The organism is Pantoea sp. GD03673, assembly GCF_029844725.1.
GTDB lineage: Bacteria > Pseudomonadota > Gammaproteobacteria > Enterobacterales > Enterobacteriaceae > Pantoea.
Map to the genome: position 1 here is coordinate 72,471 of NZ_JAOCKJ010000011.1, position 12,335 is coordinate 84,805.

Annotated in this window: 14 protein-coding genes; 9 read left to right on the top strand and 5 right to left on the bottom strand. The window is 53.2% G+C overall.

What is annotated here, in order from left to right; genetic code table 11:
• Positions 1 to 74 precede the first annotated feature (74 nt).
• On the top strand, positions 75 to 671 hold the full coding sequence (gene slmA / locus N5J69_RS19260; RefSeq protein ID WP_279772232.1) for a nucleoid occlusion factor SlmA: 597 nt from the start codon (positions 75 to 77) through the stop codon (positions 669 to 671).
• 34 nt (positions 672 to 705) lie between these two features.
• Here the strand turns inward: slmA and pyrE are convergent, their stop codons facing one another.
• Together pyrE and rph are read right to left on the bottom strand one after the other, a co-directional pair.
• The gene (gene pyrE, locus N5J69_RS19265) at positions 706 to 1,347 is read right to left on the bottom strand and encodes an orotate phosphoribosyltransferase (RefSeq protein ID WP_279772233.1); all 642 of its coding nucleotides are present in this window, start codon (positions 1,345 to 1,347) and stop codon (positions 706 to 708) included.
• Between the two features lie 49 nt (positions 1,348 to 1,396).
• The gene (gene rph, locus N5J69_RS19270; RefSeq protein ID WP_279772234.1) at positions 1,397 to 2,113 is read right to left on the bottom strand and encodes a ribonuclease PH; all 717 of its coding nucleotides are present in this window, start codon (positions 2,111 to 2,113) and stop codon (positions 1,397 to 1,399) included.
• Between the two features lie 149 nt (positions 2,114 to 2,262).
• Between rph and N5J69_RS19275 the strand changes: the two genes are divergently transcribed.
• Positions 2,263 to 3,447 carry a nucleoside transporter C-terminal domain-containing protein gene (locus N5J69_RS19275; RefSeq protein ID WP_279772235.1) on the top strand — a complete coding sequence of 395 codons (1,185 nt, stop codon included), beginning with the start codon at positions 2,263 to 2,265 and terminating at the stop codon, positions 3,445 to 3,447.
• Between the two features lie 37 nt (positions 3,448 to 3,484).
• On the opposite strand, the gene N5J69_RS19280 is transcribed toward N5J69_RS19275, so the two are convergent.
• Entirely contained in the window at positions 3,485 to 3,910 is a 426-nt protein-coding gene (locus N5J69_RS19280; RefSeq protein WP_279772236.1) for a DUF3574 domain-containing protein, read from the bottom strand.
• A gap of 155 nt (positions 3,911 to 4,065) precedes the next feature.
• Here N5J69_RS19280 and N5J69_RS19285 point away from each other — a divergent pair, with 155 nt between their 5' ends.
• Complete coding sequence (locus N5J69_RS19285) at positions 4,066 to 4,929, top strand: YicC/YloC family endoribonuclease (protein WP_279772237.1); 864 nt, start codon at positions 4,066 to 4,068, stop codon at positions 4,927 to 4,929.
• Between the two features lie 22 nt (positions 4,930 to 4,951).
• On the opposite strand, the gene N5J69_RS19290 is transcribed toward N5J69_RS19285, so the two are convergent.
• Positions 4,952 to 5,074, bottom strand: coding sequence for a hypothetical protein (locus N5J69_RS19290; protein ID WP_279772238.1), 123 nt, complete (start codon positions 5,072 to 5,074; stop codon positions 4,952 to 4,954).
• A 279-nt stretch (positions 5,075 to 5,353) separates the two neighbouring features.
• On the opposite strand from N5J69_RS19290, the gene lpxP reads away from it, so the two are divergent.
• The 6 genes from lpxP (at position 5,354) to N5J69_RS19320 (ending at position 10,627) form a co-directional block, all read left to right on the top strand.
• Entirely contained in the window at positions 5,354 to 6,277 is a 924-nt protein-coding gene (gene lpxP / locus N5J69_RS19295) for a kdo(2)-lipid IV(A) palmitoleoyltransferase (protein WP_279772239.1), read from the top strand.
• A 220-nt stretch (positions 6,278 to 6,497) separates the two neighbouring features.
• The gene (locus tag N5J69_RS19300) at positions 6,498 to 7,640 is read left to right on the top strand and encodes an alanine racemase (protein ID WP_279772240.1); all 1,143 of its coding nucleotides are present in this window, start codon (positions 6,498 to 6,500) and stop codon (positions 7,638 to 7,640) included.
• A gap of 136 nt (positions 7,641 to 7,776) precedes the next feature.
• A complete protein-coding gene (locus tag N5J69_RS19305; protein ID WP_279772241.1) occupies positions 7,777 to 8,172 on the top strand; it encodes a polyketide cyclase in 396 nt (131 codons plus the stop codon).
• A gap of 434 nt (positions 8,173 to 8,606) precedes the next feature.
• Entirely contained in the window at positions 8,607 to 8,873 is a 267-nt protein-coding gene (locus N5J69_RS19310; RefSeq protein ID WP_279772242.1) for a hypothetical protein, read from the top strand.
• An 82-nt stretch (positions 8,874 to 8,955) separates the two neighbouring features.
• Complete coding sequence (locus tag N5J69_RS19315) at positions 8,956 to 9,600, top strand: oligosaccharide flippase family protein (RefSeq protein WP_279772243.1); 645 nt, start codon at positions 8,956 to 8,958, stop codon at positions 9,598 to 9,600.
• A gap of 409 nt (positions 9,601 to 10,009) precedes the next feature.
• Positions 10,010 to 10,627: a trimeric intracellular cation channel family protein gene (locus tag N5J69_RS19320; RefSeq protein WP_279772244.1), complete on the top strand. Its 618-nt coding sequence runs from the start codon at positions 10,010 to 10,012 to the stop codon at positions 10,625 to 10,627.
• Here N5J69_RS19320 and ligB read toward each other — a convergent pair.
• Positions 10,565 to 12,316: an NAD-dependent DNA ligase LigB gene (ligB, locus tag N5J69_RS19325; RefSeq protein WP_279772245.1), complete on the bottom strand. Its 1,752-nt coding sequence runs from the start codon at positions 12,314 to 12,316 to the stop codon at positions 10,565 to 10,567. The two genes, N5J69_RS19320 and ligB, sit on opposite strands and share 63 nt — an antisense overlap.
• Positions 12,317 to 12,335 lie beyond the last annotated feature (19 nt).

The window sequence follows — 12,335 nt, forward strand, 5'->3', positions numbered from 1 at the left end:
CCATGGGACGCGTTCCTGTGGCAGATGCGTAGGTGTTGCCTGTTTTTAGGTGAATTTCAGGGGTCTTTAAGGTCATGGCAGAAAAAAAAGTCGCGAAGCGGAACCGTCGCGAAGAGATTTTGCAGGCGCTGGCACAGATGCTGGAGTCGGGTGATGGCAGTCAGCGCATTACCACCGCCAAACTGGCAGCCACAGTGGGCGTTTCCGAAGCGGCGTTGTATCGTCACTTCCCCAGTAAGACACGCATGTTCGATAGCCTGATTGAGTTTATCGAAGACAGTCTGATTACCCGCATCAATCTGATCCTCAAAGATGAAAAAGAGACCATGACGCGCCTGCGTCTGATCGTGCAACTGATTCTGGGATTTGGTGAGCGTAATCCGGGACTGACGCGCATTCTGACCGGTCATGCTTTGATGTTTGAGCAGGACCGTCTACAGGGACGCATCAATCAGCTGTTTGAGCGGATTGAAGTGCAGCTGCGACAGGTGATGCGTGAACGGAAAATGCGTGAGGGCGAAGCCTTTCAGGCTGACGAAGCGTTACTGGCAAGCCAGCTGCTGGCTTTCTGTGAAGGTTTGCTGTCGCGCTATGTCCGTTCTGAGTTTCGTTTCAGTCCCACCGCAGACTTTGAGGATCGCTGGCCACTGATTGCCGTCCAGCTCAGGTAAAAAGTAAAAAAGGCGGGCATCGCGCCCGCCTCTGTTAAATGCCGTACGCTTTCTGATAGGCACGTACCTGGGCGAGGTGATCGGCCATTTCGGGCTTCTCTTCCAGCCAGGTAATCAGGTCCGCCAGCGTAATAATCGCGGTGACTTTACAGCCGTAATCACGTTCCACTTCCTGAATGGCCGACATCTCTCCACGTCCACGCTCCTGACGATCAAGCGACACCAGCACGCCAGCCAGTGTAGCGTTATGCGCGCCGATAATATCCATCGACTCACGAATCGCAGTGCCTGCGGTGATCACATCATCCACCAGCATCACTTTGCCCTGCAGCGCGCTGCCAACCAGCAGGCCACCTTCACCGTGATCTTTCGCTTCTTTACGATTAAAGCAGTAAGGCACATCGCGGTCATGATGATCCGCCAGCGCCACTGCTGTCGTGGTCGCAATCGGAATGCCTTTATAGGCCGGGCCGAACAGCAGATCGAAATCGACAGCGCCATCCACCAGCGCCTGCGCGTAGAAGCGTCCCAGCAGCGCTAAATCCCGTCCGCTGTTGAACAGACCGGCATTAAAGAAATAGGGGCTTTTACGGCCAGACTTCAAAGTGAACTCACCGAACTTCAGCACCTGCTTGTTCAGGGCGAATTCAATAAACTGACGCTGCCAGGCTTTCATTTCTCACTCCTCAAATAAAGAAAAGGCGACCCTGAGGTCGCCTGTTACATCAATTTTCCAGCGCGGCTTTCTGCGCCTGAATCAATTCCTCAATGCCGCCGCGTGCCAGCGCCAGTAGCGTCAGCAACTCTTCATGACTGAACGGTTCGCCCTCGGCGGTGCCCTGCACCTCGATCATGCGGCCATCTTCCATCATCACGACGTTCATGTCGGTTTCTGCGGCGGAATCTTCAACGTATTCCAGATCGCACAGCGCTTCACCTTTAACAATGCCCACTGAAACCGCCGCGACCATGCCCTTCATCGGGTTTGCTTTCAGCTTGCCGCTGGCGACCAGCTTGTTGAGGGCATCGGCCAGCGCCACGCAGGCACCGGTGATTGACGCGGTGCGGGTGCCGCCATCGGCCTGGATTACGTCACAGTCGAGCGTGATGGTAAATTCACCCAGCGCTTTAAGATCAACCGCGGCGCGCAGTGAACGGGCGATCAGACGCTGAATCTCCAGCGTACGGCCACCCTGCTTGCCTTTTGCGGCTTCACGCGCCATACGGCTATGGGTAGAACGTGGCAGCATGCCATATTCCGCTGTTACCCACCCCTGGCCCTGGCCTTTAAGGAAACGCGGGACCCCTTCGTCTACAGAGGCAGTGCAAAGCACTTTCGTTTCGCCGAACTCCACCAGAACGGAACCCTCTGCGTGCCTGGTGTAATTGCGGGTCAATGTGACTGGACGCACCTGTTGTGCGCTACGGCCTGCTGGACGCATGGGTATTCTCCGGCTTGCTAATGATTGGCTGCGCATTATACGGACTTCCTTGCCCGCTGTCTCTTGCGCCGGTCTGATGCAGTCATCAGATGAAATTCCCCGCCAGCTGTGGCTAAATGCGCTTTCCTTTCACTCTGATAAAAAAATATATGGCCGCCATTCTTCATTTTCTGCTGGCGCTGGTGGTGATTTTCGCCCTTGCGCTGCTGGTCAGTCATGACCGTAAACAGATTCGACTGCGCTTTATTGTTCAACTGATTGTGGTGGAAGCCGCGCTGGGTTGGTTCTTCCTTCATTCTGCCGGGGGGCTGGCGCTGGTTGGCTCGTTCGCGGGATTCTTTGAGACACTGCTGGGCTTTGCCGCGCAGGGTACAGAATTCGTGTTTGGCGGAATGAGCAAACAGGGGCTGGCGTTTATCTTCCTTGGTGTGCTCTGCCCGATTGTCTTTATTTCAGCCCTGATCGGCATATTGCAGCACTGGCGCATCCTGCCGCTGCTGATCCGTATTTTCGGGACGCTGCTGTCGAAGATTAACGGCATGGGCAAGCTGGAGTCGTTTAACGCCGTCAGCACGCTGATTCTTGGCCAGTCAGAAAACTTCATTGCCTACAAAGGGATTCTGGGTGATATCCCGCCGCGCCGGCTCTACACCATGGCGGCGACCGCGATGTCTACCGTTTCGCTGTCGATTGTCGGTGCTTACATGTCGATGATTGAGCCGAAGTATGTGGTTGCTGCGCTACTGCTGAACATGTTCAGTACCTTCATTATTTTGTCGATCATCAACCCGATGGAGAGCCAGAACGAGCAGCCTATCGCGCTGGAGAAACTGCATGAAGATCAGAGTTTCTTTGAGATGCTGGGCGAGTACATCCTGGCAGGCTTCAAAGTGGCAATGATCATTCTGGCCATGCTGATTGGCTTTATTGCCCTGATTGCTGCTATCAACGCGCTGTTTGCAGCGGTGTTCGGCTACAGCTTCCAGCAACTGCTTGGCTATCTGTTCTATCCTCTGGCCTGGCTGATTGGTATTCCTAAAGCCGATGCGCTGCAGGCGGCCAGCATCATGGCGACCAAGCTGGTGGCGAATGAGTTTGTGGCGATGATTGAACTGCAGAAAGTTGCGGCGGGCATGAGTGCGCGTGGGCTGGGTATTCTGTCGGTATTCCTGGTTTCCTTTGCTAACTTTGCCTCAATCGGCATTGTGGCGGGGGCGATAAAAGGCCTCAACGAGACACAGGGAAATGTCGTTTCCCGGTTTGGCTGGAAGCTGGTCTATGGCTCCACGCTGGTGAGCCTGCTCTCTGCGGCTTTCGCCGGTCTGTTTATCTGATGATTCAAGGGCGGCAGCGTTGCCGCCCGCTTTCGACCTAGAACCCGACGCAGACGGGTGCATCTACCCGCATCACCGACTCCTGACCGAACCGTTTTTTATAGAGGCTGCGTAACGCCTCGATATCCTGGCTGGTGGCGGGGTCGATACCGTGGATCAGCATCAGCGCTTTACTGTTTTCTCGTGCCAGCTGACCGTTCTCGCCCAGCCATTGCCCTTTAGCGTCATAAACCGACAGCCCCGCTTTGAAGCGTGGCGTCACGTCGTTATCCACGAAGTTCATCCAGTCGAGTGAACTCACCCTGCCGCCATCTGGCTTGCTCATTCCAAACCACAACGTGGTCTGCATCATCATCTCGCCACCCGCACAGATGGGTTGCGGTTTCGTGGGCGGCGCGTGGCGTGTCTGGCACCCCGCCAGAAGCAGAGCAATCACAACAGGAAGAGCAATAACGCGAGACATAGATCAGTCATCCTCACAAGGGGTCAGCGGACATCATAAGTGGCTGTCGCGGAAAGCGGAAATGGTTCGTTATTTTCCTGTAAGACGCTTATGCCTGTTATGCCGTGGCTCGCCTCGCTATACTTCTCCCATCTTTCCGCAAATGAGTACCGCTTATGATCCGCAGTATGACCGCTTATGCCCGCAGTGAAGCCAAAGGCGAATGGGGCAGCGCCGCCTGGGAGCTGCGTTCCGTAAACCAGCGTTATCTGGAAACCTATATCCGTCTGCCGGAACAGTTTCGTGGGCTGGAGCCGGTTATCCGCGAACGTATTCGCCAGCGTCTGACACGCGGTAAAATTGAGTGCAATCTGCGTTTTGACGCCGACCCCAGCGCGCAGGGCGAGCTGATGCTCAACGAAACGCTGGCGAAACAGCTGGTGCAGGCTGCCAACTGGGTGAAAATGCAGAGCGATGAAGGCGCGATTAATCCGCTGGATATCCTGCGCTGGCCGGGTGTGATGTCTGCACAGGAGCAGGATCTGGATGCCATTAACAAACAGTTGTTACAGGCTCTGGATAGTGCCCTGGATAACTTCATTGCGGCACGCGAAAGCGAAGGTACCGCACTAAAGGCGATGATTGAGCAGCGTCTGGAAGGCGTGTCGCAGGAAGTCAGCAAAGTGCGTGCGCAGATGCCTGACGTGATCAAATGGCAGCGTGAGCGTCTGGTCGCCAAACTGGAAGATGCTGAGGTCCAGCTGGAAAACAATCGCCTTGAGCAGGAACTGGTGATGATGGCGCAGCGTGTTGACGTCTCCGAAGAGCTGGATCGTCTGGATGCGCACGTTAAAGAGACCTATAACATCCTGAAAAAGAAAGAAGCTGTTGGCCGTCGTCTCGATTTCATGATGCAGGAGTTTAATCGTGAGTCGAATACGCTGGCATCGAAGTCGATCAACGCCGAAATTACGACTTCTGCCATCGAACTGAAAGTGCTGATTGAACAGATGCGTGAGCAGATTCAGAACATTGAGTAAGACCTTATCCTCAGGTCCGTGGTCAGGCGTCAGCGATGGCGTCTGGTTCACCCTGCGGGTAGTGATATTTCATCTTCAGCAGCGTCCGGTGCATTTTACTGGCGTGGCTGGCCTCATTATTACGTAAAGATAGATAAAAAATCATTTCCGGTCTGTTCTGCAATGCCTGTCTGTCACGTTTTCCCTTCCCAATCTGTATTTTTTAAGCGCATGAATATAAAATGATTTTTATGTTTTTAGCTCTTTTTTTGCCTGCGAAGCGCTGGTTCTATGAAACAGGTCAATCCTGTAGATTCCGCAGTTTCCCTTTCTTTGAAGGCACTTTTTGATAAAGTGTTGGTCGAAATCAGTACAGCTGTACCGCCTGGAGACTAATGGAAGTGCTCTTTATGCGATACATCCATTTATCTCATGAAGGTTGTTAATGAAAAACACCGGAAAATTTAGCAGTTCGCTGCTGCATCCGCGTTATTGGTTCACCTGGTTTGGCCTTAGTGTACTCTGGCTTCTGGTCCAGCTTCCCTATCCTGTTCTTATGCAACTCGGCGCGGGTGCGGGCAAAATTTCCCGTCATTTCCTGCAGCGCCGTGAGCGAATCACCCGTCGTAATATTGAGCTCTGCTTTCCGGGCATCAGTAAAGAAAAAACAGAACATATGATCGCCGGTAATTTTGCGTCATTAGGCATGGCGCTGGCTGAAACCGGTATTGCCTGGTTCTGGTCGGACCGTGCGGTAAAACGTCTGTTTACCGTTTCAGGCATGGATAATCTTCACGCGGCGCAAAATGAAAAACGCGGTGTGATGCTGATTGGCGTGCATTTCATGTCACTGGAACTGGGCGGTCGCATCAGCGGTCTCTGTCAGCCGATGATGGCGATGTATCGCCCGCACAACAATCAGGCAATGGAATATGTGCAAACCAAAGGCCGGATGCGCTCGAACAAAGCGATGATCGACCGCCGTGATCTGCGCGGCATGGTTAATGCTCTGAAACAGGGTGAATCGGTCTGGTTTGCGCCGGACCAGGATTACGGCCCTAAAGGCAGCACCTTTGCGCCACTGTTTGCGGTCGAAAAAGCCGCCACGACCAACGGGACTTTTGTTCTGTCGCGTCTGGCAAAGCCCGCAATGGTGCCTATTATGCTGATCCGTAATTCAGATAATAATGGTTATCATTTGATCATTGAGCCGATGCTGGAAAATTATCCTCATACGGACGAGGCTGCTGCTGCAGCTTATATGAACAAAGTGATCGAAAATCAGATTCTGCGCGCACCGGAACAATACCTCTGGCTGCATCGTCGATTCAAAACCCGCCCGCCGGGTGAACAGTCACTCTACGTCTGAGTAAACTGAAAAAGCAGGCTTCACGCCTGCTTTTTTAATCTGCTAATCCATTCCTGCTCAGTATCCGCTCCGGTTTATCCATACGCTGCATGCTTTAGCCCGTGTTAACACGCCCTGTCATTCCTGCTGTTCAGCACCCCTTCTGCGGCCACCGGGCTGGTATCAGAAAGTTAATTAAGGAATGATGCATCCTCTTACCTCATTAATGCCGGACACCCTTATGGATATCAACGATACACAGCAGTGGCAGCGTCCGCTGATTGATGACCGCCTTACGCCCTATATTGAAGTGGACGCCGTGCGACTGGAGCAGAACCTGCAGCATATGCAGCGTAAAGCCAGTGCGGCGGGCGTCGCATTGCGTCCGCATATCAAAACACATAAAAGCGTCTGGATTGCTCAGCGTCAGCTTGAATCGGGTGCGCAGGGCATCACCGTTTCGAAACCCAGCGAAGGTATCAGCTTTATTCAGGGTGGCGTTCGCGATCTGCTGTTAGCCTACCCGATTGTCCAACCGCAAAGCGTGGCTGAATTGCTGCGCCTCGCCGTGCAACATCAGGTAAAAGTTACTCTGATCGCGGACAGGTTGCAGGGTGTGGCGGCGATTGCGGATGCCTGTCAGCAGCAACCCGACTGTGAGCTGGCGGTAGCGATTAAAGTGGATGTTGGATTACATCGGATTGGCGTCAATCCTGACAGTGATGAAGCCGTGCTGATTGCACAGGCGCTGCGCGACAGAGGCTTACGCTTTGCCGGGTTGGTGTCACATGCCGGTCACGCTTATGGTGCCGGTAATGCTGCGGCCATTGCTGATGTCGCCCGGCAGGAAAGGGTTTTGATGCAGCGACTTCAGGCAAAACTGCAGGCTGCGGGTTTTGCCAACTGCCCGATCTCGGTGGGTTCAACGCCTACGGCGCTGGCAGCAGAGATTGCGCCCTGCATCAGTGAAATCCGGCCCGGCAACTATGCTCTGCTGGACCTTACCGCCTGTCGCCTTGGGTTAAGTCACGTCAATCAGCTGGCAATGAGCGTCATTACCCGCGTGGTCGCGGTGAACGATCATTTCGCGATTGTAGATGCCGGATCAAAAATGCTGAGTTCGGATAAAGGGCCACACGGCACCAATGCCAGTGGCTTTGGGATTGCAGCCGACGAAACGGGCCACTCCTATGAGGTGACGAAGTTATCTGAGGAGCATGGTTTTTTGCTTTATCACGAGCGCCGTCCTGAAGTCGGCACACTTCTGCGTATCTTCCCGAATCACAGTTGTGCCGTGATGGCGCAGTCAGATGGCTTTATTCTGCGTCACGCCAGTGGACACAGTGAAGAGCACGCGGTCTCTGCACGCGGCAATTTCATCTGAGTCAGCGGCAGGCAGCACTCCCCGTTGCCTGCCGTTTGTACGAAACCCTGTCAACACCACACTTCTGCTGTTACAACGTTTTAACGAACCTGACCCCATGCTTTAATGCCTTTTTAGCTTATCCATCGGAGGTTATATGCTCTCCTCACGCACGCTGAGCCTGACGATTCCGCGTCACTGGCTGGATCTTTATGAAACCATCTGGAAGCCGGAATTTTTCCCAAAGTGGGCGTCCGGGCTGACGCACAGTGCATTAGAACCTGATGGCAATCGCTGGCGTGCCAAAGGCCCACAGGGAAATGTAAAGCTTCGATTTTCGCCTCACAATCCGTTTGGCGTAATGGATCACTGGATTGACAGTGGTTCAGGAAAAGAGATCTATGTGCCGATGCGCGTGGTCGCCAACGAGCAGGGTGCAGAGGTGATGGTGACGGTTTACCGCCAGCCATTTACTTCAGATGAAAGATTTAAGCAGGATATTGAATGGGTTAGCAACGACCTTGAGACGCTTAACCAGCTTCTGACTCAATAAATCAACGACTTAGCTCTATTTTTTTCCTTTACTTATCGCTGGCCGTTTATGAAAAAAAACAGAAAAAAGTCCGATAATAAAGCATAAAGCGTTAATCAGATTGCTTACCCCCTGTACACCTTTACCACCAACGCTGCTTAAGCATTGCTGCCAGGAAAATTCCTGGCAAATTCTTATGACAGGCACGCAATCCCCTCTGAATTCAGGCCCCTTCGCCTGTTACATGAGCAGTCCGGCCTAAACACATACATTAAACATTAACTGTCGTTTATTATTGCCATGCCCGGCATTTAATATTTATCATGCATAAAGTGAAACCATTTATTTCTGAGGTCGCGTAATCAGACTTTTCTTATGGTGTTAAATTAAATAAAACAATGTATAAATCATTCCACACACAGCAATACCCATAATGATAAAGCAGGAAAAAAGTCATGGACCGCTCAACGTATCCTTTGTTATCAGAAAAAGAATTCGTTGAGATTGCCGCAAGGATGCTGGCAGGAGAATATAAAACTACAACAGGATTTGTTCGTGATCTGGCGGAATTCTTATTAACTGCGGGGGATTCCGCCATGACACGAAACAGAGAATTTACCAGGGATATCTATTTTTTATCCGAGCACCATTTGATCGAATCCATAATAACATGGCAAGCCTGGAAAGGTATTTCAGGACTTCGGCCGGAAAAATTGCACTAACTAACGGTGTCACAGCAACCTCTCCTTGCCGTTACACAACGATTTAATTCTCACAGAGTCAATGGACTCTAACGAGTATATTATGGCAATACGTGAAAGCAGTCTTAGTAGCGCAAAATGGTCCCTGCTCTCTTCAATCAAAATTATTGGCATCGGTGTCCTGCAACTCTCGTTGCTGGCGCAGATCCTGCAGGCGAATGAACTGAACCTGCTGGCAATCGCCGTGATAGCGTTACTGGCTATAGATACGCTGGCCGATCGCGGCTTCTCAAATAAGCTGATCCGTCGCTGTATGCTCTCAATCAACGACCTCTCCACGATCTACTGGGGGAATATGTTGATGGGTATCGCGGTGTTTGGTCTGTTATTTACGGGCAGCCACCTGCTGAACAACCTGTTTAATCAACCTGAACTGGCATTAATGCTGCAGATGGTCTCGGTGATATTTATTATCATTCCACAGGGTCAGCATTACCGTGCGATATTACAGCGCGAAAAACAATATACCCGCATTGCTTTTGCTGAGACCTCCTCAGTATTAGCCGGACTTGCCGTAACCTTATTTACCGTCTGGCTGACACCTTCAGTATTGTGTGCGATCTGGGGTTACCTTGCGATGGCATCCATTCGCATGCTGATTTACTGCTACTATGGTCGTTCATGGTTCCAGCCGGAATACCATTTTAGCCTGAAAGCTTTTTCTAAAATTCGTGCAAGAAACAAATAATAAAATAAGTCTGTATGGTGGGCTCTGAGCATCCGAAACGATGCGTTGGCGTGCGGGTAACCAGCACGCCTTTTCTTTTTATCCAGACAGCTTCAATAGCATTGCGGGCAATTGTTTTATTTACCCCGGTAAGACCAGGCTTCCGGCCAGCCCCGTTCTGGCGATCGCAGTCAGCCAGCCAGTCGCACTGAACCAGTGACGGGCTGAAAAGCGTTAACCCTCTGTCCGTCGTTCCCTCTTACCCCTTTCAAATATTCACCGCAGGCTATTCGCAAAAAACGCTTTCTATGCCGCCGTCAGGTCTGGCTGGTATAAACTGCGCTCATCCCGGACGCCGATCGCCAGAAAATCTCAGTCGTCGTCTCCTGAGCAAGGGTATCGCCTTGCCGCTGTCTTACCGGAGTCTGCTATGTTACTGACCGTTCTCTATATTATTGGTATTACTGCTGAAGCCATGACAGGGGCTCTGGCGGCGGGCCGTCGAAAAATGGATCTGTTCGGTGTGATCATTATCGCATCAGTGACCGCCATCGGTGGCGGTTCCGTGCGCGACATTCTTTTGGGTCACTATCCGCTGGGCTGGGTGAAACATCCCGAATACATCATGATTGTGGCAGCCGCAGCGGTCATCACCACCTTCCTTGCTCCCCTGATGACGCACCTGCGAAAGGTGTTTCTGGTGCTTGATGCGCTGGGACTGGTGGTCTTTTCCATTATTGGCGCGCAGGTGGCGCTCGATTCAGGACACGCCATGATTATTGCTGCAATAAGCGCGGTGATTACCGGTGTTTTTGGTGGCGTACTGCGCGACATGTTTTGTAATCGCATTCCGCTGGTGTTTCAGAAGGAGATCTACGCCGGTATCGCTTTCGCCTCTGGCTGGATCTACATCCTGTTGCTGAAAACTACGCTGGCGCATGAAGCCGTGATCATCATTACCCTGCTGTTTGGATTCTTTGCTCGTTTACTGGCGCTGCGCTTGCGCCTCGGTTTGCCGATTTTCAACTACCCCCATCCCGATCATTGAGGAGGCGGGAATGCCCTGCTCCTGCAGGAACGCGATTAGCGCCTGAAGCCGGGCATCACGGAACTGTTCAGTCAGGCGCTTTGCCAGCGCCACGCCAACACCCGGTAACGCCTGCCAGCCCATAGCATCCCGCTGCATTAAGCTTTCCCACTGCTGATCGGGCAGCGTATTTAGCGCCTTCCGTGGCAGTGAAACGCCCAGGGCATCTACCCAGCGACGAAGCGGCTGCTGACGCGTGAGATTAAAGCGATGCCAGAGCTGATTCGCCCGTTCCGGAGAGAAGCCCGTTGCAGCGGCGATCTGTTGCGGTGTTAACGTCAGCCAGCTGAACAGGTTTATCACGCTGCCGTTTTCCAGCAAACGCAGCCAGGTGCTGCGCTCAACGCCCGGAATATTCAGTACCGATTTCTGACTGAGCCAGCGTAATTTTGCCAGTAACTGCTTCTGGCATTCAGCGCTGAAGGTATAACAACTTAGCGGCGTGTAACGCGACGCGTCGGGCGGCTGAGGATAATGGCGCTCTGCTACGCGCCAGATCACCCGCTCCAGCCGGGGAATACCCTGACCCGCCAGACTCAGCGTGATCACATCGCCCGCCACGATATCGCTTTCCTGCCAGCGACGCAGGGATCCGACATTGACCCGCCTGACTGTCTTATCATCAAGCTGCACCGGCTGCAGATTAAGCACGACGGCTATTTTTCCGGTTCGGCCAACCGGAAAATCGACGGAGAGCACTTCAGCGCTGACGTCAGGAGGCTGATATTTCCAGGCAACGGCCCAGGTTCCCTCTCCCGGCAGCCAGTTTTTGCCCGCAGGTCGCAGGCTCTGATGAACCACCACGCCGTCCGTGACAAAGGGTAGCGGAGCATGAAACCAGCGATCCCGCCAGACGGCGACATCATCGTCATCGTTGACGCTGTGGCTCCATTTCGCGGCCACGCCCAGCCCCCAGCGGCTGAGCTGCTCAAGGCGTTCAGTCATGGTGGCGGGGCCATCAGGCCAGGCCCAGACAAAAACATCGAGCGAATCCAGCAGGGGAACCCGCTGCTTACTCATCATGGCCCCGGCCACCTGTGAGCGCGCATTTTTACCGCCATCAGTCGCCTGTTGATGACCGTTCATCGTCAGAAATAGCTCACCCTGCAGCACCACCTCTTCAAGCCCGGTCTCAATGTTCAGCGGAATCGCCGGGATCCAGGCGGCTTTAGCCAGCCACTCTTCACCGCGCAATCCATCGCCACGACTTAACAGCGAGACCAGCCTGCCGTGGCGATACACCAGTGAAACGGCGATACCATCAACTTTTGGCTGCACCCAGAGATCGCGCCGTCCCTGCATCCAGTACGCCAGCGCCAGCTTGTCGCGCATCTTTTTTACACCCGTGTGGGCGACAGGATGCAATGACTCGCCATTACCCGGCAGGTGCGGTGCGTAAGCGGGTTGATGAGGGTTAAAGCAGTGTTGCCATTGATTGAGTCGCTGCTGCAAAGCGTCATAATCCGCGTCATCCACCAGGTGTTGCCCCTGTCGATAATAAGCCTCATCCCAGTGTTGCAGCTGCTGTTGCAGGCGCTGGATCTCTTCCAGCGCCCGGTTGGGCGTCCAGACAGGACAAAGGGCGCTGTGCGCAGGCCATGTCGCGATCCACAGAAAAGCCGCAAACAGCGGCCAGCCGAATCCTTTCATAATCTCTCCCCTGACGTTT